The sequence below is a fragment of the Streptomyces sp. NBC_01017 genome, from assembly GCF_045162795.1.
In the GTDB taxonomy this organism is placed as follows: Bacteria; Actinomycetota; Actinomycetes; order Streptomycetales; family Streptomycetaceae; genus Streptomyces; species Streptomyces machairae.
Genome location: NZ_CP108683.1, coordinates 3,057,242 through 3,082,617, shown reverse-complemented (window position 1 = coordinate 3,082,617; position 25,376 = coordinate 3,057,242). Strand labels below are relative to the sequence as shown.

Below are 25,376 nucleotides of genomic sequence, written 5' to 3'. Positions count from 1 at the left end.
TCATTCGGACGGAGCAGCCGCCGCCGGGACCGGAAGTCCCGGCCCGGCGCAGCGCACGTCCGCCACAGGCACCTCCCCGTCGACGAGATAGCCCGCCACGGCCCCGTCCACGCAGGCGTTGCCCCGGCTGGCGAACACGCCGTGCGAGTAGTCGTCGTCGAGCGTCACCAGCCGCGATCCGGGCAGCAGTTCGCGCAGGCGACGGGCGCCCTCGATCGGGGTCACCGGGTCGTGCGCGGAGGCGACCAGCAGGACGGGAGGGGCGGCCGGACTGCCCAGCGGGGTGCGCCGCGCGGGGCGGTGGTGCCAGTACGCGCAGGCCGACGCCTCCATGCCGGTCAGGACCGGCTGCGGGTCGGCACGTCGTATGTGCCGTATGTCTGCCACGACCTGCCGGGGCGTCGGCCCCGGACCGTCCGCGCACTTCACGATCCGGTTGGCGGCCTCGTAGTTGCGGGACTCCGGGCTGTCGAAGGCGGCTGCGGGGCGCAGGCCGGCCACGCTCCCCTCCGACAGGTAGGCGCGCAGCCCGTCGGCGAGCCCCGTCCAGCGTTCCGTGCGGCCGAGGGCGCGGTAGACGGCGCGGTCGAACTCCGCCGGCCCGAAGCCGTCGACCGGTCGCGCGGCCAGGCCCTGGCGTACGCGCAGATACGAACGCCGCACGGCGCCCGCGTCGCCGCCCAGCCCGAAGCGCCCGGCGTGCGCGGTGGTCCAGGCGAAGAACGTGTCCCGGGCACGCAGCATCGCCCGGCTCTGGATCACGTCGAAGTCGTACCAGTCCCAGGGCCCGACCACGCTGTCCAGCACCATGCGGCCGACCCGGTGCGGAAAGCGCGCCGCGTACGCCGCGCCCAGGTAGGTGCCGTACGAGACACCGAGGAAGCTGGTCCGCGGCTCGCCCAGCGCGGCGCGGATCGCGTCCATGTCGTCCGCGGTCTGCTCGGTGGACAGGTACGGCAGCACCGCCTTGCCCGCGCCCGTCGCGCAGTCGTCGGCCAGGTCGCGCAGTGACGTGAGGTACGACCGCTCGGTCTGAGGGGTCGTCGGCACCGGGTCGGCACCGGGAGCGGCGAACAGACCGCCCATCGCGCCGCAGCCGGCCGGCGCGCTGTGGCCCACGCCCCGCGGGTCGAAGCCGATGACGTCGTACGAACGCCGCACGCTCGCGGGGAGTTTGGCGCGCTTGGTCACCGCGTAGGGGAGCCCGGAGCCGCCCGGCCCGCCGGGGTTCACCAGCAGGATGCCGCGCCGCTCGGCCGGCGTACCGGAGGCGGGGACGCGGGAGACGGCGATCTCGATGCTCGGGCCGGACGGGTGCCCACGGTCGAGCGGGACGGTGAGGCGGCCGCATTCCACGCGGTCGGGTGCGGGCGGCGTCGGTACGGAGTCCGGGCAGGCGCCGAAGGTGAGGGCGGCCGTCGCGGCCGTCGCCCGGGCGGGGCCGGTCGTGGGGAGCAGGGCTGCCGCGGCCAGCAGGGCGCACAGCAGGGCGGTCGGGCGGGGCAGGGCGGTCAAGGTCTCTCCGATTCTCCGAAGCGGGTAAGAACGGGGTGGCAAATGAAAATGATTATCGATAGCGTGTGCCAGTCAAGTCCGGGTCCCCTCCCGCCGAGGGGTCCTCCGGGCTGCCCTGCCGTCCGAACTCACGTCATGAAAAGGGGAGTTGTGGCTCATCTGCTGGTGGTCGAGAGCTGGGTCGGATCGATGAGCAGACTGCTGCCGCGCGCCATCCGCGAGGGCGGGCACGAGTTCACGTTCCTCACCCGTGACCTGCATCACTACCTGCGCTCGGCGCCCGAGGGGGCGGCGCATCCGCTGCTCGGCGCGCGCAATGTGATCACGACCGACACCAATGACCTCGACGCCCTGCTGCCCGAGGTGGAGCGGCTGCACCCGGTGCTGGGCTTCGACGGGGTGATCACCTCCTGCGACTACTACCTGCCGACGGTGGCGCGGATCGCCGGGCACCTCGGTCTGCCCGGCCCCGGCCCCGAGGCGGTGGAGAACGCCTGCCGCAAGGACGCCACCCGCCGGGTCCTCGCCGACGCGGGCCTGCCCGGACCGCGCTTCGCCGTGTACGAGGAGTGGGCCGACCTCGCGCGGGCCGCGCAGGAGATCGGCTACCCGCTGGTCGTCAAGCCGGTCGACCTGTGCGCGGGCATGTTCGTGCGTCGCGTGGACGACGAGGGTCAACTTGCCGACGCGGTAAGGGCGTTGGGTGCCTTCCCGGTCAACGCCCGTGGGCAGCGGCGCACCCCCGCCGTCCTCCTCGAAGAACTCCTCGACGGCCCCGAGGTGAGCGTCGAGACCGTGTCGTACGCGGGAGCCGTGCACATGGTCGGCGTCACCGACAAGAGCATCGGCTCGGCACCCGCCTTCGTCGAGACCGGCCACATGTTCCCCGCCGCTCTGCCGCTCGCCGACATCGAGGCCGCCGAACAGACCACGCTCGGCGCGCTCAAGGCGCTCGGGCTGACGGACGGGGTCGTGGCGCACACCGAGATCAAGCTGACCTCCGCCGGACCGCGCGTGGTCGAGGTCAACCCCCGGCCCGCCGGCAACCGCATCACCGAGCTCGTCCGCCACGTCACCGGCATCGACCTCGCCGCCGCCTGCGTGGACGTCGCCCTCGGCCGCAGGCCCGACCTCAGGCGCACGGACACCGGGCTGCGCAGTGCAGCCATCGGCTTCCTCGTCCCGGAGCGCGCGGGCACGCTGGAGGCGCTCGACGGACATCGACTGACCGGCCTGCCCGGCGTGCTGGAGGTACAGCTCGCCGAGACCGGCAAGGTGGTCAAGGCGGCCGGCAGCAACAACGAGTACCTGGGTCACGTCATGACCGGCGACCCCGACGGGCCCGGCGCCCGCGACCGCGTCGAAGGCCTGCTGGCCGGGCTGCGCGCGGGGCTGGTGATCCGGTGACCACCGTCAACGCCTCGCCCACGGCACTGCACCGGACGTACGACGACCTGGTCGCCCACGTCCGCGCGGGCGCCCTGGGCCCCGACCCCCGCACGCAGCGGATCGCCGTCGCCTTCACCACCCGGCAGGCCGTACGGCACGACGGGCGCGGTACCGGCTACCGCAACGAGGTGCTCAGCCTCCGGCTCGCCGAGGCCGTCGGGTCATGCGCCGTCGAGCCCGGCGAACTGCCCGACGGCGCGCTCGACGACTGCGTCGGCGCCGACATTGCACGGCTCCTCGATCATCCGGTGCCTGCCGTGCGGGTGGCCGCCCTCGACGCCTACCTGATGCACATCACCCCGCACACCCCGGACCACGGGGCGCGGCCCGTCGCCCTGCCCGCCGGGTCGTCGCTGGAGAAGTCCACGGCGCGGGCCGGCGCCGTGGTCGAGCTGCTCGACCTGCCGCCCGGGAGCACCGTGCTGGTGGTCGGGGTCGTCAACTCCCTGCTGGCGGCGCTGCGTTCGCGCGGTCTCGGCTATGTCCCGTGCGACCTCAAGGGCGGCGCCACGGAGTGGGGCGAGCCGTTCGTCACGGACGCGCTCACCGCTGCTGCGGGCTGCGACGCGCTGCTGGTGTCCGGGATGACCCTGGGCAACGGCACCTTCGAACCGCTGCGGCGGCACGCGCTGCGGCACGGCAAGCAGCTGGTGATGTTTGCGCAGACCGGCAGCGCGGTGCTGCCCCGCTTCCTGGGGTACGGCGTGAGCGCGGTGTGCGCGGAGCCGTACCCGTTCTTCTGGCTCGACGGCGGCCCCGGGATCGTCCATCGGTACAGGTCCGCCGACGTCGTCGATCGCCACAGCTGTCCCGGCGGTGAGCGATGACCCCGACCACCGCCACCGCCGTACGTCCCACCGCCCGCCCCGAGTTGCTCGCCCTGCTCGGCCGTACGCCCGTCGTCCGGGTCGGCGCCGAACTGCCGCACGCCCACCCCGGTTTCTGGGCCAAGCTCGAAGGGCTCGCGGCGGGCGGCATGAAGGCGAGGGCCGCCGTGTCGATGCTGCTCGGTGCGCGGGAGCGCGGCGAACTGCGGCCCGGTGCCCCGGTGGTGGAATCCACCTCGGGCACGCTCGGCATCGGGCTCGCCTTCGCGGGACAGGCACTCGGCCATCCCGTCGTACTGGTCGGCGACAGCGAACTGGAGCCGTCCATGCGGCAGTTGCTGCGCGCGCACGGGGTCCGCCTGGAGATCGTCGACCGCCCCGCACCGCAGGGCGGCTGGCAGGCGGCTCGGCTGGGCCGGCTGCGTGAACTGCTCGCCGAACTCCCCGGCGCCTACTGGCCGGACCAGTACAACAACCCCGACAACACAGCCGGTTACGCCTCCCTGGCCGCGGAGCTCTCCGCCCAGCTCGACCACCTGGACATCCTGGTGTGCAGCGTCGGCACGGGCGGCCACAGCGCCGGCATCATCGGCCCGCTGCGCCGGCACTGGCCCGCGCTGCGGCTCATCGGCGTCGACGCCACCGGCTCCACGATCTTCGGCCAGCCCGCCCGGCCCCGCCTGATGCGCGGCCTCGGCAGTAGCATCCACCCGCGCAACGTCGCCTACGACGCCTTCGACGAGGTCCACTGGATCGGCCCCGCCGAGGCCGTGGACAGCTGCCGCAGGCTCGCCCGGGGCAGCTTCGTCAGCGGCGGCTGGAGCACGGGCGCCGTCGCGCGGGTCGCCGCCTGGGCGGCCTGCGTGCACCCGGGGGCGGTCGTCGCCACCGTGTTCCCCGACGGGCCGCACCGCTACCTCGGCACCGTCTACGACGACGACTTCATCGCCGCCCACGGCCTCGACCTCGCCGGCGCCGCCACCCGGCCCGTGGAGATGCCGCACCCGTACGCCGCCGAGGCGAGCGGATGGATGCGGTGCGCCCGGGTGGCCGATCCGCTCTCTCCCGGAAGGACACCGTGAAGATTCACCTGCGCACCGTACGGCTCGAACTCGCCGAGCCGCTGCGCATCTCCCGCTCCACCATGACCGCCCGCGACGCCGTGTGGCTGGGCGTCGAGCACGACGGAGTGACCGGATACGGCGAGGCCGTCAGCAGCGTGTACTACGGGCTGGACGCCGACACGCTCGTACGGCTCATCTCAGCCGTCCCTCTGGACCGGTTCGCCGATCCCGAGGGTGCCCTGCGGGCCCTGCCCTCCGGTGGCGCACCTGCCGCCGTCACGGCTGCCGTCGAGTCCGCGCTGCTGGATCTCATGGGCAAGCGGGACGGTGTGCCCGTCCACCGTCTCGTGGGGACCCCGACGTCGTTCCGTGTCCCCACCGCACGCACCATCGGTATCACCTCGCTCGCGCATGCGGCGGCCGAGGCCCGGCGCCTCGCCGCGAGCGGATTCGAGATCCTCAAGGTGAAGGCGGGCTCGTCCGACTCCGAGGACGACGTGGAGCGTGTGCGGGTCATCCGTGACGCGGCCCCCCACGTGCGGCTGCTGCTGGACCCGAACGGGGCCTGGAGCGTGGCGGAGGCCGAGCGGTTGCTGCCCCGGTTCGCCGCGCTCGGGGTCGAGGCCGTCGAACAGCCTCTGACGCCCGGCGACCCGGAGGCGCTCGGCGCCCTCGCCGAGAAGTCGCCGCTGCCCGTCATCGCCGACGAGGACGCCGTGTCACTGGCCGACGTCCGGCGACTGGCCGGGCGCGTCCAGGGCGTCAACGTCAAGCTCGCCAAGTGCGGGGGCGTCCACGCGGCCCTGCGGATCGCCGAGGCGATCGAGGGCAGCGGCACCGACCTGATGCTCGGCTGCCTCACCGCCAGCACCCTCGGCCTGGCACCCGCCGTCCACCTGGCCGACCGCGCCCGCTGGACCGACCTCGACGGGCATCTGCTGCTCGCGCACGACCCGTGGCACGGGATCGGCGGAGCGGACGGCTTCGTACAGGCAAGCACCCGTCCCGGTCTGGGAGTCGAGGAGGTGGCGGCCCATGAGGACGTGGCATGAGATGCGGCGCTTCCCGCTCGCCGTGCAGCTGCTCCTCGTCAACCAGCTCGGCGTCAACGTCGGCTTCTACCTCCTCATCCCGTACCTCGCCACGCACCTCGGCCAGAACCTGGGCATGTCGGCGGCCGTCGTCGGCGTCGTGCTCGGCGTGCGCAACCTCAGCCAGCAGGGCCTGTTCATCATCGGCGGCTCGGCAGCGGACCGGCTGGGGGCGCGGGGCGTCATCATCGCCGGGTGCGCCCTGCGGACCGTCGGGTTCGCGTTGTTCGCGCTGGGGGACGGGCTGCCCGTGCTGCTCGCCGCGTCCGTGCTCAGCGGGCTCGCGGGGGCCCTGTTCAACCCGGCCGTGCGGGCCTATCTCGCACAGGAGGCGGGAGAGCGGAAGGCGGAGGCGTTCGCGCTGTTCAACGTCTTCGCGACGACGGGCGCCTTGATAGGCCCGCTGCTGGGCAGCGCCCTGCTCCTCGTCGACTTCCGTACGTCCGCGCTGACCGCCGCCGGGATCTTCGCGGTGCTCACGATCGCCCAGGCCCTCGTCCTGCCGGCGCGCGAGGTCGAGCCCAGCGGGAGCGGTGTCCTCGGGGACTGGCGCGAGGTACTCGGCAACCGGGCCTTCCTGGCCTTCGCCCTCGCCATGGTCGGCATGTTCACCCTGGAGAACCAGCTCTACCTGCTGCTGCCCGACGGGGCCCGCCAGGCCACCGGCTGGGACGGCGCCGCGGGCATCGTCTTCCTCGTCGGCACGGTGGCGAACCTGGCGCTCCAGCTGAGAATCACACGCAGCCTCAAGTCCCGTGGCAGCAGGGCGGGTTGGACAGCCGTCGGCCTAGCGGTGATGGGCCTGGCCTTCCTGCCGCCGGCCCTGGTGGCGGGCACGGGACCCGCCGGGTGGCTCGACGCGATACCCGTGCTGCTCGGCGCGCTCCTGCTCTACCTCGGCGTCATGGTCGCCTCGCCCTTCGTGATGGAGCTGATCCCGCGCTTCGGCCGCCCCGAACTGACCGGCACGTACTTCGGCATCTTCTACGTCGTCTCCGGCATCGCCGCGGCCGTGGGCAATGCCGTCGTCGGCTGGGCCATGGACGCGGGGGAGAGCGGCGGCCGTGCGTGGCTGCCCTGGGTGTGCTGTGCGCTCTTCGGGCTGGCCTCGGCGGGCGGGGTGGCGTGGCTGCAGCGGCGCGGTGCTCTGCCGGCGAATCCCGCGGCGGCGGCCCCGGTGCGGGACGAGGAGAGGAGCAACGCGTGAGTGCGGCGCGCGGAGTTGGCCCGGGGCGGGGTGGGCCGGGGGGAGCGGACGTGGAGCGGCGCGCGGGCGGCCGGTGGCAGGGTGCTGCTGCCGGTGAGCCGGGCGGCCGGCAGCCCGGCGTGGCCGTCGCGGCGGCGGGCGAGCGGGCCGGTGGAGGCCAGGGAGCCGCTTCCGGGCGCGTCGGTCTGGACGGGCCTGTGGCTGCCGCCGCAGCTGGCGAAGGCTGCGACTCCGTCGGCCGCGATGTGGGCGCGCACGGCGCCCCCGTTCCCGGCGGCCGTCCGCACGGCCAGGGCACCCCCGCCCCCGACGCCCCGGCCGACCACCGCAACCTCCTCACCGACAACCCCGCCCTCTACGAGGCCCGCTTCCCCGATCCCGACCGGCTCGCCGGGCGCTGGGCCGAGAACTGCCTCCGCCGCCACGGTGCCGGACCGCGGGTCCTCGACATGGGCTGTGGCACCGGGCGGGACGCCGCCCACCTGCACTCCGCCGGCCGTACGGTGACCGGCGCCGATCTCTCCGAGGCGATGCTGGCGTACGCCCGTTGCCGGCATCCGGGACCGGCCTACGTACGGGCCGACCTGCACGGGTTCGACCTGGGCCGGGCCGCCTTCGACGCGGTCGTCTGTCTGGACAGCTCCCTGCTGTACTGCCACACCAACGACCAGCTCGACGGTTTCCTCACCTCCTGCCGTCACGGCCTCGCGCCCGGCGGGCTGCTGGTCGCGGAGATGCGTAACGGCGCCTATTTCCTGGGCCGTACGGACCTCCTCGACACCCCGTCCGTCACCACGTTCACCTGGCAGGGCGCCGCGTACCGGTCGGAAACCACCCTGACCGTCGACCGCACGGAGCAACTCCTGCGCCGTACCCGCGTATGGACCGGCGGCGACGGCGGTGACGTAGCTCCCGTCGAACAGCACTCCGCATGGCGGTTGCTGTTCCCGCACGAGCTACGCCACTTCCTCGCCGCGAACGGATTCGAGGTGCTCGAACTGCACGACGGCCCCGGCCCGCGCACCGAACCTCCCTGGCAGGTCGGCCAGTTGCCGGGAACCGTCACGGACGCGGACCGGCTGCACGTCGTCGCGCGCCGCCGGCACACCCTCTGACACGCATCATCTGCAACGAAGGACACACAGTCATGCACGACGAACGCTTCCCCGGTCTGCGCCGCCGCGGCTTCCTCGCCGCCACCTCAGGCGCCGCCGCCCTCGCCCTCGTCGGCTGCTCAGGCGGCACGGACGACAAGGCGGCAGGCGCCTCCGGCAGCCCCAAGCGCGGCGGACGGCTGCGTGCCGCGTTCGCCGGGGGCGGTGCGAGCGAGACCCTCGACCCGCACCTGGGCAATCTCTTCGCAGACGTGGCCCGATCCAAGGCCCTCTTCGACAAGCTCGCCGACTACGGCGCCGACCTCTCCGCCCGGCCCCGCCTCGCCGAGAAGTGGGAGTCCAACAAGACCCTCGACCGCTGGCAGGTCACCCTCCGCGAGGCCACCTTCCACGACGGCAGCCCCGTCACCGCCAAGGACGTCCTCTACAGCTACCGCCGAATCGCCGACCCCGAGCAGGCGTTCCGGGCCAAGGCGTCCCTGGAGCCCATCGACCTCGACGCCAGCCGGGCGACCGGCGCGCGGAGCATCGAGTTCGTGCTCAAGCGCCCCACCGCCGAATTCCCCAACGTCCTGGCCGCGTTCGGCGCGTACATCGTCCCCGAGAACGCCACCGAGTTCGACGACAAACCGATCGGATCGGGCCCCTTCCGGTTCGTTTCCTTCGCGCCGGGCCGCTCGGCCGTGTTCCGCCGCAACGACGCCTACTGGGACGGCGCCCCGCTCCTCGACGAGGTCGAGTTCGTCGTCGCCAACGAGGAGTCCGCCCGGGTCAACGCCCTCCTCGGCGGCCAGGTCGAGTACGCGCACGAACTCAACCCGACCACCGCCCGCGCCCATGAGGGCCGGGGTCAGATCGAGATCGTGCGGCTGCGCAACAGCGCCATGCAGGCCTTCTGCATGAAGACCGACCGGGCGCCCTTCGACGACAAGCGGGTCCGCGAGGCGTTCTTCCTGATCGCCGACCGTAAGGAACTCGTCGACGGCGCCCTGTCCGGCGCGGGCGAGATCGGCAACGACCTGTTCGGCAAGGGATACGAGTACTACGCCGCCGATCTGCCGCAGCGCACCCAGGACCTCGACAAGGCGCGCTCCCTGCTCAAGCAGGCAGGCGCCGAGAAACTCAAGGTCAGCCTGGACACGTCGGCCGTCGCCGCGGGGTTCACCGAGGCGGCCGGCATCTTCCGCGACCAGGCCGCGAAGGCGGGCGTCACGATCGACGTCAGGATGGGCGGCAAGGACTCGTACTGGAGCGACATCCTCGACGGCGGCACCCTGTGCTGCTACCGCTCCGGCGCCATGCCCATCGAGTCCCACATCTCCCAGCGGCTGCTCACCGACTCCACCACCAACGCCACCAAGTGGCAGCACAAGGACTTCGACGGCCTCTACCAGCAGGCCCAGTCCATCCGCGACAAGGCTGAGCGTGCGGCCGTGTACGAGCGTATGCAGCGCCGTCTGTACGCCGAGGGCGGCTTTCTCATCTGGGGCTTCGCCGACTGGATCATCGGAACCGCCCGCACGGTGAAGGGAGTTGAGACCAAGGCCCCCGCCAACACCGTCGACTGGGCCCGCTTCGACAAGGTGTGGCTCGCGTGAGCGGACTGCGCTCCTTCGTCGCCCGGCGGCTGCTGCTCGGCGCCGCACAGACCATGGCCGTCGTGCTGCTGGTCTTCGCGCTCACCGAGGCGCTGCCGGGCGACGCGGCCGTTGCCCTGGCGGGCGACCAGCCGGACCCCGCGCGCATCGCCGCGATCCGTGAGGCGCTGGACCTGGACCGGCCGGCGTACGAGCGGTTCGCAGCGTGGGCGACGGGCCTGGTGCACGGCGACCTCGGCACGTCCCTGACCTCCGGCCGCCCGGTCACCCGGTACATAGCCGATGGCTTCGGCCCGACCCTGCTGCTGGCCGCGCTCACGCTGACGCTGCTCGTCCCGCTCGGCTTCGGCCTCGGCGTACTCGCCGCCCGCCACGAGGGACGGCTCGTCGACCGGCTGGTCAGCTCGGTGACACTGGCCGTGTACGCGGTCCCCGAGTTCGCGCTCGGGGTCCTGCTGGTGACGGTCCTCGCCCTCAAGCTGGCCTGGCTGCCGCCGACGGCTGTCGGCTACGGCACCGACCTGCTCGCCCATCCGGCGGCGCTGGTACTGCCGGTGCTGGTCCTGCTGTCCCGTCCGGTGTGCTCCCTGTCCCGCCTGGTCCGGGCCGGCATGGTCGACGCCCTCGCCTCCCCCTACGCCGTCCACGCCCGCCGCTACGGCGTCCCCGGCGCCCGCGTCCGCTACGCCCACGCCCTGCCGAACGCCCTCGCCCCGGCCGTGCAGCAACTCGCCCGCACCGTCGACTGGTTGCTGTGCGGGGTGATCGTGGTGGAGGCCCTCTTCGTCATCCCGGGGCTGGGCACGGTCCTCCTGAATGCCGTGGCCGAACGGGACGTGCCCGTGGTGCAGGGGCTGGCCGTGGTGTTCGGCGTGCTCACGGTCGTGCTCAACCTCGGTGCCGACCTGGTGGCCCACCGGCTCACGCCTCGCGCGGGGGTGGCCGCATGACAACGCCCGTCGGTCGCCGTCGCCGTTTCGTGGTCGGCCTCGCCGTCGTCGCCGTGCCCCTCCTCCTGGCCCTCCTCGGACCGCTGTTGGCCGGTGACCCTGGCCCCCGCGCCACCTCCTTCACCCTCGGCGACGGCCACTGGCTCGGCACCGACTTCGTGGGCCGTGACGTCGGGCGGCAAGTCCTGCTGGGCGGCCGTACGGTCGTCCTCACCGCACTGGCCGCGACCGCGCTCGCCTACCTCGTCGCCGTCCCGGTCGCGCTCATCAGCGCCCTCACCCGCCTGCGAGGGCTGGAGGAGCTGCTGATGCGGCCGCTGGACGTGCTGCTCGCCGTGCCGTCGCTGCTGCTGATCCTGCTCGTGGCCTCCGTGCTGTCGCCGGGAGCGACCGGGCTCGCGCTGCTCGTGGCGCTGGTGAACGTGCCCGACGCGGCCCGGATCGTGCGGGCGGCGGCGGGGGAGGCGGCCGCGCGCCCCACGGTGGAGGCGCTGCGCATGCAGGGGGAGACCTGGTGGCGGATCGCCGTCGGCCATGTCGGCCGTTCGGCGCTGCGCACCCTCGCCGCCGACGCCGGGATCCGGCTGACCGGCGTGCTGTACCTGGTGTCGACGGCCGCGTTCCTGGGTGTCGGGGTTGCGCCGGACGCCGCCGACTGGGCGGTGATGGTGGACCGCAACCGCACCGGCCTGCTGGTGCAGCCCTGGGCCGTGGTGGTGCCCGCACTGCTGATCGTGGCGCTGACGACGGGCACCAACCTGCTCTTCGACGCCGCGCTGGAGAAGAAGGGACGCCGGTGAGCCGGACAACTGATACTGCCGTCGCGGAGATCCGCGACCTGCGCGTCGAGGTCGACGGCGGCGCGATCGTCGACGGGGTCGATGTCAGGGTGCGCGCCGGGAAGGTGACCGCCCTGGTCGGTGCCTCCGGCAGCGGGAAGACCACCACCGGCCTGGCCCTGCTGGGCGAGTACCCGCCAGGCGCCCGTGTTACGGGCGAGGTGTGGCGGGCGGGCGAGGGGCCGGTGGGCTACGTGCCTCAGCATCCCGCCGCCGTACTCAATCCGGCCCGTCGCATCGGTGCCCTCCTCGGCGACCTGGCTCGCCCTCAGGTCCGCCATCTGCGCCGAGCGGAACGCCGTACGGCAGCCTGCGCCCTGGTCCGAAGCGCCCTGTCCGACGCCCAACTCCCGGACGGCGAAGCTCTGCTGCGCCGCTACCCGCACCAGCTCTCCGGCGGCCAGCAGCAGCGTGTCGTCCTCGCGCAGGCCCTGCTGCTCGGCGCCCGCGTGATCGTCGCCGACGAACCCACCACCGGTCAGGACGCGTTGACCAAGAGCCGGATCGTCGAGCAGTTGGCGGCGGTCGCGGCGCGCGGCATCGCGGTCGTGCTGCTCAGCCACGACCTCGACGTGGTGCGCGCCCTCGCCGACGAGGTGCTCGTCCTGCGCGCGGGCCGGGTCGTGGAGTCGGGCCCGGTGCAGCGGCTGTGGGCGGCGCCCCGGCACGAGTGGACCCGCCGCCTGCTCGACGAACGACGCGCGATCCCGCCCGACGGGTCAAGCGACGACCCCGGCCGACCGGTCCTGGAAATACGGGACTTGACCGCCGTACACGATCGCCGGACCGTCGTCCTGCGCGCCCCGCGCCTCGCCCTCCACACGGGCGAGTGCCTCGCCGTGGTGGGCCGTTCCGGCAGCGGCAAGACCACACTCGCCCGCTGCCTCGCGGGTCTGCACCGTGGGCACGACGGCGAGATCCTGCTCGACGGCACGCAGCTCCCGCGCAGCCTGCGGCACCGCACCCGTGCCCAACTCGCCGCCGTGCAGTACGTCTTCCAGGACGCCCGCGCCGCCTTCGACGAGTACCGGCCCGTGCTGCACCAGGTGGCGCGTACGGCGGTACGCCTGCGCGACGCCGACGAACGGTCGGCGACGCAGGAGGCGTCGGCCACCCTGGACCGCCTCGGCCTGCCGGACGACCTGGCCCTGCGCCGCCCTGGCGAACTCTCCGGCGGGGAACTCCAGCGCGCCGCCCTGGCCCGGGCCCTGCTGGCCCGCCCGCGGGTGCTGATCTGCGACGAGGTCACCTCCGGCCTGGACACGGTCACCCGGCGGGGCATCCTCGACGTCCTCGTGGGTCTGGTGGGCGGGGACGACGGCATGTCCCTCGTCCTCATCACCCACGACCTGGACACCGCACGTCTGGCTCACCGCATCGCCGTACTGGACGCGGGCGAACTGGTCGAACAGGGTTCGGCGCAGCGGATCCTGACGGAGCCCCGGCATCCGTTCACGCTCTCGCTCATGCGGACGACGGAGCGGCTGGAGTCGGGGAGCCTGCTGTGAGAGCCGGCCTCCGGGCACCTTCGCGGAGGAGACGGGAAGGCCTCTGCGAGTGGCCCGGAGGCCGGCAGTACGGGGGCGTGCCCGCGCCTACGACCTGGTCGGCAGGCGCCGGCCACGCGGGCGGGCGGTGGCCCGGGCGAGCAGCGTGTGGATCTGGCGCACCGCGTCTCCCGGGTGGGTGGCCGGGGTCGTGAAGGGCAGGCGGACGTCGTGGTGGGAGTCCGCCGTCTCCAGCCGGAGCACCAGGCCGTGCCGGTCGAGCCGCAGTGGCCGTACGCCGGCCGCGCCGAGCTGCTCCCGGGCCGGCAACAGCCGGGCGAGCGGGGCGACGGTGTCGGCGTGGGCCGCGTCCAGCCGGCCGAGCATCTCCGCCTCGTGCGTGGCCAGCGGATCGGGGGAGGCGAGCGTCAGCTCGTCCAGGCCGATGAGGGCCGTGCCGCCGTCCTCGGTGAGCACGGCCCGGGCCGGATGGAACACCAGGGTCTTCGGGCCGAGCGCGCTGAGCCAGCCGCCCAGCGTCAGCCGGGCGCGGACCCGTTCGCGTACGGCGACGGCGGCGACGTCGGTGAACTCCACGAGGGCGGCCAGATCGCCGTGCGGCGCCACGGCCAGCTCGGCGGCCAGGTGGCCGTCCGGCGGGTTGTGCAGGAGCAGCCGCGCGGCGGCGTCGACGGTGTGCAGGCCGATCAGTTCGATGCGGTGGCCCTGCGTGGTGACGGTCAGCGAGCCGGCCGCCGCCAGCACCGAGCGGGCACGCTCGGCGGGCGTCGGCTCAGGGCAGGTGGCAGCAGACATGGGAACCTCTCGAGCCGGTTGGCTACCTAGTTAGGTAAGCCTAACCTACCTTGGCTGTGTGTGGTCACCAACCCGTCAGCAGCAGGTGGTTGACGAGCAGGGCGAGCACCGCCTGCGCCGCGAGCCAGGCCCGCGGCCCCTTCAGGAAGGCGCAGGCCGGCAGCAGCCACAGCGCGAACGGCAGCCAGATCCGCTCCGTCTCCGCCTTGCTCATCCCGGACAGGTCGGCGGCCAGCAGCGCGACGAGGGCGCCCAGCACCAGCACGCCGAGGCGGAACGCGGCCGTCCCCCTCTGCCGGATCACCACCACCCCGGTCCGCCGCAGCCCCGCCGCCGTCGCGAGGCCCACCACCAGCACCTGGCAGGCGAGGTTGGCCCACACCCAGTAGGCCTGCGGCCGGGTGCCGCCGGCGCCCTGGTCGTAGCGGGTGACCAGCAGGTCGTACGCCTCCCACCAGTAGAAGCCCAGCGCGGTGAACACCACCGGGACCACCACGAACCCGGCGAGCGCGAAGGGCAGCGGACGGACGCGCTCGGAGCCCAGGAAGAGCACCGCCGCCGCGATCACGACGAAGAGCGTCAGGCCGTACGACAGATAGACCGTCAGGCCGAACAGAAGACCCGAGGCCAGGCCGGTCCAGCGCGGCCGGCGCCCCGTCACCGCCAGCGCGAGCAGCGCCACCGCCCAGGCCGCGACGGCCGCGAAGTAGCCGTCGGCGGAGGTACCCATCCACACCGCGCCCGGCGCCAGCACCAGGAAGGGCGCAGCGCGGCGGGCGAGCTTCTCGTCGGCGAGGGTGCGCACGGTGACGAGGATGCCGAGGGCGGCCGTGGCCCCCACGGTGATGCACCAGACCCCCGCCCACGCGCCGCCGCCCAGGCCGATCCGGTCCAGCTCGACGAAGGTGAGGGTGGCCGCCGGAGGATGCCCGGCGATGTGCGCGGGCCAGTGGTCCGGTGTGCCGAGCAGGATGTGCTGCGTGAAGTCCCGCAGCGTCGCGGGGATGTCCTGGAAGCGGTCGATGACCTGGAGATACTCGTACCGGGTCGTCAACCGGCGGGCGATGCCGCGCTGCCAGCCGTCGACGAGCGCCAGCGAGAAGGTCCAGGCCAGGCCCGCACCCCAGACGGCGAGCAGCAGGCGGCGCCAGGGCAGCCGGGCGGCCAGGACCGGGCCGTACGCCACGACGGCGACCGCGACGGCGATCGCGGCCGGGGTGCCCGGACCGACATGCGGGCCCCAGTCCGCCAGAAGCGGCGGCCAGTTGACGAACAGGGTGCCGTCGCGGGCCTCGATCGCGGTGCCGACCAGGGCGGCGAGAGCGAACAGGAGCGCGGCGGCCGCGGCCGCGTACAGATCGCGGCGCAGGTCCCTGCCGGCGTCGGGGAGCGCGTCGGGGCGGGCGTCGGGCAGGAGATCGCTGGTCACCTCTGCACGCTAGGACGCACCGGGGCAACCGGACGCGTGACAGGCGCGGACGTCAGAGTTTCGTCATGGTTCGCGACCGCCCTTGCGGCCCTGGTCAGGCCTACGGTCAGGACATGGCACGGTCTCCGAACTCTCCCCTGTCTCCCTTCTCTCCCGCCTTCTGGCGCAGCCCGCTGCGCGGCCCGTGGCTGACCTCGGTCCTCGGCATCGTGCTGCTCGGCGGGATCACGGTGCTGTTCGTGACGGGGCTGGTGTCCTACGCCGCCTACAACCCGAACCTGGCGCCGGTGAACGACAAGACGCCGGACAAGGGGATCCTCGGCTTCTACCTGTTCTCCTGGCCAACCAGCCCGCACTGGCTGTACCGCCTCAACCAGGGCGTCCACGTCACGCTCGGCATCACCCTGATCCCCGTGCTCCTGGCCAAGCTGTGGTCGGTCCTGCCGAAGCTCTTCACGCTGCCGCCGGCACGCTCGCTCGCGCACGCGCTGGAGCGGATCTCGCTGCTGCTCCTGGTCGGGGGCGCGCTGTTCGAGTTCGTGACGGGCGTGCTGAACGTCCAGCTCGACTACCTCTTCCCCGGCTCCTTCTACACCCTGCACTTCTACGGGGCGTGGGTGTTCATCGGCGCGTTCGTCGTGCACGCCGTGCTGAAGACCCCCACGGCGCTGCGGAACCTGCGCCGCATGCGGGAGGGGAAGGAAATGGGGACCGGGGAGGGCACGGGGGAGGAGGACAGGGAGCTGATCGCGCCGAGTCCCGCCGCACCGACCGTCTCCAGGCGCGGCGCCCTGTGGTTCGTCGGCGGCGGCTCGCTGCTGCTGTTCGCCACGACCGTCGGACAGAACTTCGACGGCTTCCTGCGCCGGACCGCCCTCCTCGCCCCGCACGGCGGTGCCGAGCCGGGGAGCGGGCCGGGCGGCTTCCAGATCAACAAGACGGCCGCGTACGCGGGAATCCGCCACGCCGACACGAGCGACGAGGCGTGGCGGCTGGTCGTCGGGGGCCGGGACGGCCGGACGGTCCGCCTCAGCCGTGCCGAGCTGCTCGACATGCCGCTGTACAGCGCGGCGTTGCCCATCGCCTGCGTGGAGGGCTGGTCGACGTCCGACCAGTGGTGGCGGGGCGTACGGCTGCGGGACCTCGCGGCGCTGGTCGGCCACGACCAGGACCCGCCCGACGTCCTGGTGGAGTCGCTCCAGCAGCGCGGCGCCTTCCGGCGGGCCGCCCTGCGGGCCAACCAGGTCGCCGACTCCCGTTCCCTGCTCGCCCTGTTCGTCAACGGCGAGGACCTGACCCCCGACCACGGCTACCCGGCACGGATCATCGTGCCCGCCGCGCCCGGTGTGCTGAACACCAAGTGGGTGGCGCGGCTGACGTTCGGAGACCTGTGATGGACCGACTGACGCGGCGGCCGACGGGCCGACGGACGAGCCGAGGGATGCGCCGACCGAGGCTCGCCCTGGGCAGCCCCCTGAAGATCCTCCTCCTCGCCGGCTCGTTCGCGCTCGCCGGATACGCGGGGGTGCGGCTGCTGGACGGGGACTGGTTCGGGATCGTGCTGTGGTTCGTGGGCGCGGCGATCCTGCACGACCTGGTGCTGGCGCCGCTGTACGGGGCGGCGGACCAGGCAGTGCTGCGAGGGCTGGAGCGTGTCGACCGCCGGCGCTGGATGCCGTACGTCCGTGTCCCGGCCGGACTGTCCCTGCTGCTCCTGCTGGTCTGGTTCCCGCTGATCACCGGCCGTGTGGCGGACCGCTACGCCGTCACCACCGGCCTGTCCACGGACGGCTTCCCGGCCCGCTGGCTGCTGATCACCGCCGGGCTCTTCGGCGGCTCGGCGGTGCTGCTCGTGCTGCGGCGGCGCAGGGGTTAGGCCGCCTGCGCCGCCGCCACCGGAAAGCCCCCCGTACGGAAGACCCGCCGCCCGGCGTCCACCGCGAACACCTCGCAGCCCGGCCGTGCGGCGGCCCACTCCACGCCCTCCGTGCCCATCGCGAACGCGGCGGTCGCCACGGTGTCCGCCACGGTCAGGGAGGACGCCACGACGGAGAGGGACAGCAGACCCGTCGCCGCCCGCCCGGTGCGCCCGTCGATGATGTGGTCGCCGCGCTCGTAGCGAGCGGACGTCGCGACGGCGCCGTCCGTGAGCCCGGCGACCGTGCACACCTTGTCGGCCTGCTCGGGGTGCCGTATCCCCACCCGCCAGGGCCCGCCCGCGGCGACCACGTCACCACCGGCGTTCAGTACGAAGCGCCGCGCTCCCGCCGCCTTCAGCAGCTCGGCGGCCCGCTGCACGGACCAGCCCTTCACCACCGCGCACGGATCGAGCCCGCGCCCGGGCAGCCGTACGTCGAAGGCGCCGCCGGTGGCGACCCGGTACTCCTCGCACAGCCCCAGCACCTCGTCGAGGTCCGCGCTGACCTCACCCCGGGCGACCTCCCCCCGGTCCAGCCGGCAGACCTCGCTGTCGGCCTTGAACGGGCTGAACCGGGCGTCGACCTCACGCAGCCACGCGAACACGGCATCGGCCGCCTCCTCGCCGACGTGCTCGTCGTCGACCCGCAGCGAGACCGGGAACCCCATGACGTGTTCGACCCGGTGCACGATCAGCCCTTCGCGTCGATGGCGGCCTGGAGGGACTCCTTGTAGCCGTCGCTGGTGATGGTGGCGCCGGAGACGGTGTCGATGTCCGTGCTCTGGGCTTCCAGGGTCTCGGCGATGAGCTTCGGGACCGCGGCCGTGGTCTGCGGGTGGTTCGGCTGCTGGAGCATCCTCACCGAGGCGATCCTGTCGCCGTCGAAGGTCACCTGGACCTGGACGGGACCCTTGTCGGTGTTCACCGTCGAGCCGTCGACCGTCCGCGACTGCGCGGCGGCGGACGCGGACGCCGACGGGGAGGACGAGGCCGCCGACTTCGCGTTCGCGTCGATGGCGGCCTGGAGGGATTCCTTGTAGCCGTCGCTGGTGATGGTGGCGCCGGAGACGGTGTCGATGTCCGTGCTCCGGGCTTCCAGGGTCTCGGCGATGAGCTTCGGGACCGCGGCCGTGGTCTGCGGGTGATCGGGCTGCTGGAGCATCTTCACGGCCGTGATCCTGGCGCCCTGGAAGGTCACCTGGACCTGCACGGGACCCTTCTCGGTCCGCACGGTCGAGCCCTTGACGACCGTGCTGCCCGAACCCGCATCCGAGCCGGACGCGGCGGAGGACGACGCCGAGGGCGTCGGGGCCGGCGTGGCGGCGGCGCCGAGCGACGGCTCGTAGCGCCAGACCGGGATCAGGCCGGCGATGCTCAGGACCAGGACAGGTATTGCTCGCTTCACGATGTCTTCCCCGTCCCGCTCAGCCGGCCAGGCTGAATCGCTCGAAGTGGACCTGCTCCTTGGGCACGCCCAGCTCGCGCAGGCTGCCGATCACCGCGTTCATCATGGGCGGCGGGCCGCACAGGAAGACGTCCCGGTCGGTGATGTCGGGGACCAGCCGCTCCAGCTCCGCCGGGGCCAGCCTGTCCGGCGTGGCCGGGCCGGTGACCAGGTGCAGCTCGGCGCCCTTGGCGTGGGCGAGTTCCGCCAGCTCGCCGTACAGGACCGCGTCCCGGTCCGAGGCGACCCGGTAGAGCACGACCGCGTGGCCGTGCAGCTCCTCCAGCAGCGCCCGGATCGGGGTGACACCGACGCCGCCCGCGATCAGCACCGCCTCCGGCCGGGTGCGGTGCATCGCGGTGAACGCGCCGTACGGGCCCTCCGCGAACACACGCGTGCCGACCTTGAGGTGCCTCAGGGACGCCGAGCCGTCGCCGGCCGCCTTGGCGGTCAGCCGCAGCCGGTTGCCGTCGGGCGCGGCCGACAGGGAGAAGGGGTTGGCCTGCCACCAGCGGTCCTTCGTCAGGAACCGCCACAGGAAGAACTGGCCGGCCCGCGCGGGCAGCCGGTCCAGGTCACGGCCGGTGATGTAGACGGAGACGACGTTGTCGGACTCGGGGACCACGGCCGACACCCGGAACTGGTGGCGCCAGTTCCGCCACAGCGGCAGGACCAGCCGCCCGACGAACACCGCGCCGAGCGCCGCGCCCCACACCGCGTACCAGTACGCCGTGGCGGCGGACGAGGAGGTGAAGGACGTACCGACCGCGACCTGGTGCGTGAAGGCCAGGACCACCGCGAGGTAGGTGTACAGGTGGATGAAGTGCCACGTCTCGTACGCCAGCCGGCGCCGCGCGAACAGGGCCGATACGACACCGATCACGATGATGATCCCCAGCGCGACGACGGCGCGCAGCACGCCCTCGACCGTCTCGGCCAGGTCGATCAGCTGGTTCACCGGGTCCATGGAAGACGACTCGGCGTAGCCGAAGGTGATGAACACGGCGTGCGCGAGGAGGGCCCACAGGACGCTGAAGCCGGTCCAGCGGTGCCAGGAGGTCAGCCGGTCCATGCCGATGCGGCGGTCGAGCCATGGCAGCCGGGCCACCAGCAGCAGCTGGAAGGCCATGAGCAGCGCACCGCACAGGCCGGTGAGGCGGCCGATCACGATGAGCGCGTTGGAGGCGAAACCGGCGGCGGAGAAGAAGTAGAGCACCACGGCCACGTTCGCGGCCAGCACGGCGTACAGACCCGTGCGGGCGACGACCCTGGGGCGTATCGCCGTGGGGGGCGCAGGGGGCGATTGGACGGTCGTCACGTGCGACAGCTCCTTGATCTCGTCTGTGGATACCGAGCTTGTCCGGCGGGTGCTGTCGAAAAGCTGTCGTACTTCTTTCAACTCGTTATCGATGTCGTCCCGGGCCCACACCCGGCTCATGGGAACGGCGCCGGGTGCCGCAGTATGAACGGGTGGAGAAAGTACGCCTGCTGGTCGTGGACGACGACCCGCCCATCGCCGACCTCGTCGCGACGGTCGCCCGCTACGAGGGCTGGGACGCGGTCACCGCGAACTCCGGCGAGGAGGCGCTGCGGCTGGCCGCCGAGTTCCACCCGGACATCGTGGTCCTGGACCTGATGCTGCCCGACGTGGACGGCTTCGGCGTCCTGGACCGGCTGCGCGGCGCCGGGAAAATGGTGCCCGTGGTGTTCCTGACGGCCCGCGACGGGGTCGCCGACCGGGTGGCCGGCCTGACCCGCGGCGGCGACGACTACCTGGTCAAACCGTTCGCCGTGGAGGAGCTGATGGCCCGGCTGCGCACCGTCCTGCGGCGCAGCGCCGGACCCGGCTTCCAGCGTTCCGTCCTTCGGGTGGCCGACCTGACGATGGACGAGGACACCCGCGAGGTCCGCCGCGGCGACAAACAGCTCACGCTCACGCCCACCGAGTACGAGGTCCTGCGCTATCTGATGCGCAAGTCGCCGACCGTGCTCACCAAGGCGCAGATCCTCGACCACGTGTGGGAGTACGGCTTCGGCGGCCGCTCGAACGTCGTCGAACTGGTCGTCAGCCGGCTGCGCCGCAAGCTCGACGAGCCCGACGACGGCCGCGGGCCGCTGATCCACACCGTGCGCGGCTTCGGATACGTGATCCGGCAGGCGGCGGAGTGATCGGGCGGCTGCGGCGCGCGTACCGCGGGATGCGGCTCGGCACCCGCCTGGCGCTGGGCCTCGGGGTGCTGGCGCTGTTCGTGTTCGGCGTCGTCGGCACGGCCCTGACCACGTACATGAAGGACTACCTGTCGGCCCAGCTCGACACCCAGCTCGCACAGGGCCAGATCGCCCAGTCCAAGAGCATCGCGGACTACGGCACGCTCTCCGGCAAGAAGTACTACAGCTGGTTCTACGCCGTGTACGACGTGTCGGATGGCAAGCCCGTGCTGCGCCGGCCCGAGGACCCCGCCGACCTGCCGCAGGACGTCGACGACTTCACCACGCTGGCCCGGGCACAGACCGGCGCGCGCACGGAGATCCTGCGCACCGAGCACCTGAAGGGCAAGGGCGAGTACCGGCTGCGGGCCTGCGAGGTCGAGCCCGGCGTGGTGCTGGTCAGCGCCGCGCCCATGGAGGACATCGAGGACACCGTGGGCCAGCTGGTCACCATCCAGGCGGTCACCTTCGGGCTCGCGCTGCTGGCCCTCGTGGTGTTCGGACGGGGGATGCTGCGGCGGGGCCTGAAGCCACTGAGCGACATGGCGCACACCGCCCGCGACATCACCTCGCACGACCTCACCGACTCGGCCCAGCTGTCCGTACGGCACGCACGTCGGGGCGGCGGCCCCGAGGTGGAGGAGCTGCGCACCGCGTTCAACACCATGCTGGAGCACATCGACGACTCCCTCGCGGTGCGCGCGGAGGCGGAGCAGCGCCTGCGCCGCTTCGTGGCGGACGCCTCGCACGAACTCCGTACGCCGTTGATGTCGGTACGGGGCTACGCCGACCTCTTCCAGTACGCCGCGGCCAACGCCCCCGAGGAGCGGGAGCGGCACCTGGCCCGGCTGCGTGCCGAGGCCGCCCGCATGGGCTTCCTCCTCGACGACCTGCTGCTGCTCGCCCGCCTGGACGCCGCCGAGGTGGAGACGCCGCTGCGGATGCAGGGCGCGGACCTGGTGGACCTGGTCGAACAGGCGGCGGACGCCTTCCGCGTCACCCACGCCGACCACCCCCTCACGGTCGCCCCCGGCCCCGGCTCCCTGAAACTGCGCCTCGACCCCCAGCGCATCCGCCAAGTGCTGGACAACCTCCTCACCAACGCGGCGATCCACACGCCGACCGGGACGCCGGTGTCCGTCGCGGTCACGGTGGCGGCGGGCGCCGCCGTCGTCCGGATCACCGACGCCGGCCCCGGCATCCCGCCCGCCGACCGGATACGCGTCTTCGACCGCTTCTACCGCGTCGACAAGGCCCGCAGCCGCGACCGGGGCGGCAGCGGACTCGGACTCGCGGTCGCGCAGTCCCTGGTCCAGGCCCACGGCGGGCGCATCGAGCTGAGCGGCCGGCCGGGGGAGACGGTGTTCACGGTGACGGTTCCGCTGGTGGTGGACGGGAGGCCGGAGGCAGGTCTTACGGACCCGTGACATGACCGGCGCGGGGCGGCCGAAACGTCCCTCGCCGCCCTAGCGTGATCGTATGCGCGTACTGGTCACCGGCGGTGCCGGTTTCATCGGGTCCCACATCGTCGAGGCGCTCAAGGCGCACGGGCACGAACCCGTCGTGTACGACGTCCGTCCCGACCCCGAGTCGGACGTACGCAACCCCTATGCCGTCCGTCAGGCCCTGACCGGCGTCGACGCCGTGTGCCACCAGGCCGCGATGGTCGGCCTCGGCGCCGGCTTCGCCGACGCCACGGAGTACGTCTCCCGCAACGACCTGGGCACGGCCGTCCTCCTGACCGCCATGGCCGACGCGGGCGTACGCCGACTGGTGCTGGCCGGCTCGATGGTGGTGTACGGCGAGGGGCGCTACGCGTGCGAGGCGCACGGCGTCGTACGGCCCGGTCCGCGCGCCGTGGCCGATCTGGACGCGGGCCGGTTCGAGCCGTCCTGCCCGCAGTGCGGCGCCGACCTCGCCCCCGGCCTGGTCGCGGAGGACGCCCCGGTCGACCCGCGCAACGTGTACGCGACGACGAAGCTCGCCCAGGAACACCTCGCCGCGGCATGGGCACGCGCGACGGACGGCACCGCGGTGTCCCTGCGCTACCACAACGTCTACGGACCGGGCATGCCCCGCGACACCCCCTATGCAGGCGTCGCCTCCTTCTTCCGCTCGGCGCTCGCACGCGAGGAGGCGCCCCGCGTCTTCGAGGACGGCCGCCAGCGGCGGGACTTCGTCCACGTCCGGGACGTGGCCGCCGCCAACGTGGCGGCGCTGGAGGCGAGTGCGGAAGTCCTCCCGGGGGGTGCGCTCATGGCGTACAACACCGGCAGCGGCGACCCGCACACCGTCGGCGAGATGGCCCACGCGCTCGCGGCGGCGTACGGCGGTCCCGAGCCCGTCGTGACCGGGGAGTACCGGCTGGGCGACGTACGGCACATCACGGCCGACTCGGCGCGGCTGCGCACGGAGTTGGGCTGGAAGGCCGAGGTGGGGTTCGCCGACGGGATGCGGGAGTTCGCGATGGCCGGAATGCGAGGGGCGTAGGCTGCCTCGGACTGGTGGTGCTGCCCGCCTCTCAGGAAGCGGCAGCGGGCAGCACCACCTCGAAGCGGCACCCCCCGGGGACGTTCCGTACCGAGGCCCGTCCGGCGTGCGCCTCCACGATGCCCCGCACGATGGCGAGGCCGAGGCCCGCCCCCGCCGGAGGGGTACGCGCATGAGTGCCGCGCCAGCCGGTGTCGAAGACCCGCGGCAGGTCCTCGTCGGGGATCCCGCCGCAGCCGTCGGTGACGGACAGGACCACGCCGTCGGCCGAGCGTTCGGCGGCGAGGGCTACGGTTCCGTCGGCGGGCGTCCGGCGGATCGCGTTCACCAGCAGATTGCCCAGCACCCGGCTCATCTCCTTGCCGTCCACCTCGACCGGCACCGGTTCGATCCGCTGGCCCACCAGCCGCACGCCGCACTCGCGGGCCAGCGGGTCGGCGCCCGCGAGCGCGTCGCCGACCAGGTCGTACAGGGAGATCCGGCTCGTGCTCAGCGCCAGCGTCCCCGCGTGGATGCGGGACAGCTCGAAGAGGTCGCCCACCATGCCGTTGAGCCGCTCGACCTCCATCCGGATCTGCTTGAGATAGCGGTCGGGATCGACGGCGACCCCGTCCTCCAGCGCCTCCGCCATCGCACGCAGGCCGGCCAGCGGGGTGCGCAGATCGTGGGAGATCCAGGCGACGAGCTCACGCCGGGAGGACTCCAGCGCCCGCTCCCGCTCGCGGGACTCGGCGAGCTTGGCGCTGGTGGCCTCCAACTCGCGGCTCAGCTCGGCGAGTTCGGCGGTGGCGACGCCGTCGGGCGAGGTGAAGTCGCCGCCGTCGCCGAAGGACCGGGCGGCGAGCGCGAGGGCGTGGCTGCGGGCGGCGACCCAGCGGCCGAGCAGCAGGGCGGTGGCCAGGGAGACCACGGCGGCCATCGCGACGACGGTCGTGACGACGCTCAGGTCGTGCCCGTTCAGGAACATCGCCTGGGCGACGGCGAGCGTGCCCGCGAGCATCGCGGTGATACCGACGCCGGCGACCACGGTGAGGTGCACGATGAGCGAGCGGCGCCGGATCAGCATGAGCACGCACGCGCCGAGCACTCCGGCCGCGGCGGCGCCGAGGAAGGCGAAGAGGGCGATGAGGAGGGTGTCGCGCATGATCACGCCTCCCCGGCGGGAGCGGGAGCGGGGGCGGGTCCCGGGGCGGCGGTGCCGGTCGCGTCGAAGCGGTAGCCGACGCCCCACACCGTCTGGATGAGCTGGGGCCTGGCCGGATCGTCCTCCACCTTGCCGCGCAACCGGCGGACATGGACGGTGACGGTCGACAGATCGCCGAAGTCCCAGCCCCACACCTCGCGCATCAGGTCCTCGCGGCTGAAGACCCGGCCGGGGTGCCGCAGCAAGAACGCGAGGAGGTCGAACTCGCGGATGGTGAGGGCGAGTTCGGCATTGTTCTTGGTGGCGCGGCGGGCCGCCCGGTCGACCGAGAGGCCGGCCGCGCGCAGGGTGCCCTGCGGCTGGGCGGGGCCGGGGCGGGTGCGGCGGAGCACCGACTCGACGCGCAGGACGAGTTCGCGGGGGCTGAAGGGCTTGGTGACGTAGTCGTCGGCGCCGACCTCCAGGCCGAGGATGCGGTCGTCCTCGTCGCCGCGGGCGGTGAGCATGATGACCGGCACGGGCCCCTGGCCGCGCATCCGGCGGCACACCTCCAGGCCGTCCATGCCGGGCAGCATCAGGTCCAGCACGACCAGGTCCGGCCAGTGCGCGGCGGCCCGGGCGAGGGCATCGGGGCCGTCTCCGGCGCGGTCCACGACGTATCCGGCGCGGTCGAGGTAGCCCGAGACGACCTCGGCGACGGTGGGGTCGTCGTCGACGACGAGAACCCTGGCCCCTTGCCCGGCCCCGGCCTGCGGGTACGGCTGTTGCTGCTCCATGCCGCCAGC

Annotated in this window: 23 protein-coding genes; 15 read left to right on the top strand and 8 right to left on the bottom strand. The window is 73.2% G+C overall.

Features of this window, described 5'->3' with window-relative positions; translation table 11 throughout:
• Entirely contained in the window at window positions 1–1,515 is a 1,515-nt protein-coding gene (locus tag OG331_RS14190) for an alpha/beta hydrolase (protein ID WP_406195847.1), read from the bottom strand.
• 150 nt (window positions 1,516–1,665) lie between these two features.
• Here OG331_RS14190 and OG331_RS14185 point away from each other — a divergent pair, with 150 nt between their 5' ends.
• From OG331_RS14185 to OG331_RS14140, 10 genes are all read left to right on the top strand, one after another.
• Complete coding sequence (locus OG331_RS14185; protein ID WP_406195845.1) at window positions 1,666–2,922, top strand: ATP-grasp domain-containing protein; 1,257 nt, start codon at window positions 1,666–1,668, stop codon at window positions 2,920–2,922.
• Window positions 2,919–3,791, top strand: a complete 873-nt coding sequence (locus tag OG331_RS14180; protein WP_406195842.1) for a Rossmann-like domain-containing protein — start codon at window positions 2,919–2,921, stop codon at window positions 3,789–3,791. The genes OG331_RS14185 and OG331_RS14180 overlap by 4 nt, the downstream gene beginning before the upstream one ends.
• Window positions 3,788–4,873, top strand: coding sequence for a PLP-dependent cysteine synthase family protein (locus tag OG331_RS14175; RefSeq protein ID WP_406195840.1), 1,086 nt, complete (start codon window positions 3,788–3,790; stop codon window positions 4,871–4,873). Before OG331_RS14180 ends, OG331_RS14175 begins: the two co-directional genes overlap by 4 nt.
• Window positions 4,870–5,907: a dipeptide epimerase gene (locus tag OG331_RS14170; RefSeq protein ID WP_406195837.1), complete on the top strand. Its 1,038-nt coding sequence runs from the start codon at window positions 4,870–4,872 to the stop codon at window positions 5,905–5,907. The genes OG331_RS14175 and OG331_RS14170 overlap by 4 nt, the downstream gene beginning before the upstream one ends.
• Window positions 5,891–7,153, top strand: a complete 1,263-nt coding sequence (locus tag OG331_RS14165; protein ID WP_406195835.1) for an MFS transporter — start codon at window positions 5,891–5,893, stop codon at window positions 7,151–7,153. Before OG331_RS14170 ends, OG331_RS14165 begins: the two co-directional genes overlap by 17 nt.
• Window positions 7,154–7,398: 245 nt before the next feature.
• A complete protein-coding gene (locus OG331_RS14160; protein WP_406210015.1) occupies window positions 7,399–8,268 on the top strand; it encodes a class I SAM-dependent methyltransferase in 870 nt (289 codons plus the stop codon).
• Window positions 8,269–8,300: 32 nt separating this feature from the next.
• Window positions 8,301–9,866: an ABC transporter substrate-binding protein gene (locus OG331_RS14155; RefSeq protein WP_406195833.1), complete on the top strand. Its 1,566-nt coding sequence runs from the start codon at window positions 8,301–8,303 to the stop codon at window positions 9,864–9,866.
• Complete coding sequence (locus OG331_RS14150; RefSeq protein ID WP_406195830.1) at window positions 9,863–10,816, top strand: ABC transporter permease; 954 nt, start codon at window positions 9,863–9,865, stop codon at window positions 10,814–10,816. The genes OG331_RS14155 and OG331_RS14150 overlap by 4 nt, the downstream gene beginning before the upstream one ends.
• Window positions 10,813–11,616 carry an ABC transporter permease gene (locus tag OG331_RS14145; RefSeq protein ID WP_406195827.1) on the top strand — a complete coding sequence of 268 codons (804 nt, stop codon included), beginning with the start codon at window positions 10,813–10,815 and terminating at the stop codon, window positions 11,614–11,616. The genes OG331_RS14150 and OG331_RS14145 overlap by 4 nt, the downstream gene beginning before the upstream one ends.
• Complete coding sequence (locus OG331_RS14140) at window positions 11,613–13,163, top strand: ABC transporter ATP-binding protein (RefSeq protein WP_406195824.1); 1,551 nt, start codon at window positions 11,613–11,615, stop codon at window positions 13,161–13,163. The genes OG331_RS14145 and OG331_RS14140 overlap by 4 nt, the downstream gene beginning before the upstream one ends.
• 87 nt (window positions 13,164–13,250) lie before the next feature.
• On the opposite strand, the gene OG331_RS14135 is transcribed toward OG331_RS14140, so the two are convergent.
• The gene (locus OG331_RS14135; RefSeq protein ID WP_406195822.1) at window positions 13,251–13,958 is read right to left on the bottom strand and encodes a DUF2470 domain-containing protein; all 708 of its coding nucleotides are present in this window, start codon (window positions 13,956–13,958) and stop codon (window positions 13,251–13,253) included.
• 64 nt (window positions 13,959–14,022) lie between these two features.
• Window positions 14,023–15,387, bottom strand: a complete 1,365-nt coding sequence (locus OG331_RS14130; protein ID WP_406195819.1) for a hypothetical protein — start codon at window positions 15,385–15,387, stop codon at window positions 14,023–14,025.
• 113 nt (window positions 15,388–15,500) lie between these two features.
• On the opposite strand from OG331_RS14130, the gene OG331_RS14125 reads away from it, so the two are divergent.
• Both OG331_RS14125 and OG331_RS14120 read left to right on the top strand, forming a co-directional pair.
• On the top strand, window positions 15,501–16,781 hold the full coding sequence (locus tag OG331_RS14125; protein ID WP_406195817.1) for a molybdopterin-dependent oxidoreductase: 1,281 nt from the start codon (window positions 15,501–15,503) through the stop codon (window positions 16,779–16,781).
• Between the two features lie 47 nt (window positions 16,782–16,828).
• Entirely contained in the window at window positions 16,829–17,263 is a 435-nt protein-coding gene (locus OG331_RS14120) for a hypothetical protein (protein ID WP_406195815.1), read from the top strand.
• Here OG331_RS14120 and OG331_RS14115 read toward each other — a convergent pair.
• From OG331_RS14115 to OG331_RS14105, 3 genes are read right to left on the bottom strand one after another with little or no spacing between them, the layout of a single operon-like run.
• Window positions 17,260–17,994: an FAD:protein FMN transferase gene (locus OG331_RS14115; protein ID WP_406195812.1), complete on the bottom strand. Its 735-nt coding sequence runs from the start codon at window positions 17,992–17,994 to the stop codon at window positions 17,260–17,262. The genes OG331_RS14120 and OG331_RS14115 overlap by 4 nt on opposite strands.
• 2 nt (window positions 17,995–17,996) lie before the next feature.
• Window positions 17,997–18,710, bottom strand: a complete 714-nt coding sequence (locus OG331_RS14110) for an FMN-binding protein (protein ID WP_406195809.1) — start codon at window positions 18,708–18,710, stop codon at window positions 17,997–17,999.
• A 19-nt stretch (window positions 18,711–18,729) separates the two neighbouring features.
• The gene (locus tag OG331_RS14105) at window positions 18,730–20,067 is read right to left on the bottom strand and encodes a ferric reductase-like transmembrane domain-containing protein (protein ID WP_406195806.1); all 1,338 of its coding nucleotides are present in this window, start codon (window positions 20,065–20,067) and stop codon (window positions 18,730–18,732) included.
• A gap of 152 nt (window positions 20,068–20,219) precedes the next feature.
• On the opposite strand from OG331_RS14105, the gene OG331_RS14100 reads away from it, so the two are divergent.
• Genes OG331_RS14100 through OG331_RS14090 form a run of 3 tightly spaced genes read left to right on the top strand, consistent with a single transcriptional unit; the run spans window position 20,220 to window position 23,447 of the window.
• The gene (locus tag OG331_RS14100) at window positions 20,220–20,918 is read left to right on the top strand and encodes a response regulator transcription factor (RefSeq protein ID WP_328878508.1); all 699 of its coding nucleotides are present in this window, start codon (window positions 20,220–20,222) and stop codon (window positions 20,916–20,918) included.
• Window positions 20,915–22,384 carry a sensor histidine kinase gene (locus OG331_RS14095; RefSeq protein WP_406195804.1) on the top strand — a complete coding sequence of 490 codons (1,470 nt, stop codon included), beginning with the start codon at window positions 20,915–20,917 and terminating at the stop codon, window positions 22,382–22,384. The genes OG331_RS14100 and OG331_RS14095 overlap by 4 nt, the downstream gene beginning before the upstream one ends.
• A 52-nt stretch (window positions 22,385–22,436) precedes the next feature.
• Window positions 22,437–23,447 (top strand): NAD-dependent epimerase/dehydratase family protein, encoded by a 1,011-nt coding sequence (locus OG331_RS14090; RefSeq protein ID WP_406195802.1) that lies wholly within the window; start codon window positions 22,437–22,439, stop codon window positions 23,445–23,447.
• Between the two features lie 31 nt (window positions 23,448–23,478).
• Here OG331_RS14090 and OG331_RS14085 read toward each other — a convergent pair whose 3' ends face one another.
• Together OG331_RS14085 and OG331_RS14080 are read right to left on the bottom strand one after the other, a co-directional pair.
• Entirely contained in the window at window positions 23,479–24,591 is a 1,113-nt protein-coding gene (locus OG331_RS14085; RefSeq protein WP_406195800.1) for a sensor histidine kinase, read from the bottom strand.
• 2 nt (window positions 24,592–24,593) lie between these two features.
• Window positions 24,594–25,367, bottom strand: a complete 774-nt coding sequence (locus tag OG331_RS14080; RefSeq protein ID WP_406195798.1) for a response regulator transcription factor — start codon at window positions 25,365–25,367, stop codon at window positions 24,594–24,596.
• Window positions 25,368–25,376: the final 9 nt, after the last annotated feature.

Excerpts from the sequence above, each read along its gene's own strand:
- OG331_RS14175 (WP_406195840.1), top strand. The coding sequence starts at position 3,788 with ATGACCCCGACCACCGCCACCGCCGTACGTCCCACCGCCCGCCCCGAG.
- OG331_RS14165 (WP_406195835.1), top strand. The coding sequence starts at position 5,891 with ATGAGGACGTGGCATGAGATGCGGCGCTTCCCGCTCGCCGTGCAGCTG.
- OG331_RS14155 (WP_406195833.1), top strand. The coding sequence starts at position 8,301 with ATGCACGACGAACGCTTCCCCGGTCTGCGCCGCCGCGGCTTCCTCGCC.
- OG331_RS14145 (WP_406195827.1), top strand. The coding sequence starts at position 10,813 with ATGACAACGCCCGTCGGTCGCCGTCGCCGTTTCGTGGTCGGCCTCGCC.
- OG331_RS14135 (WP_406195822.1), bottom strand. The coding sequence starts at position 13,958 with ATGTCTGCTGCCACCTGCCCTGAGCCGACGCCCGCCGAGCGTGCCCGC.
- OG331_RS14125 (WP_406195817.1), top strand. The coding sequence starts at position 15,501 with ATGGCACGGTCTCCGAACTCTCCCCTGTCTCCCTTCTCTCCCGCCTTC.
- OG331_RS14120 (WP_406195815.1), top strand. The coding sequence starts at position 16,829 with ATGCGCCGACCGAGGCTCGCCCTGGGCAGCCCCCTGAAGATCCTCCTC.
- OG331_RS14090 (WP_406195802.1), top strand. The coding sequence starts at position 22,437 with ATGCGCGTACTGGTCACCGGCGGTGCCGGTTTCATCGGGTCCCACATC.
- OG331_RS14085 (WP_406195800.1), bottom strand. The coding sequence starts at position 24,591 with ATGCGCGACACCCTCCTCATCGCCCTCTTCGCCTTCCTCGGCGCCGCC.
- OG331_RS14080 (WP_406195798.1), bottom strand. The coding sequence starts at position 25,367 with ATGGAGCAGCAACAGCCGTACCCGCAGGCCGGGGCCGGGCAAGGGGCC.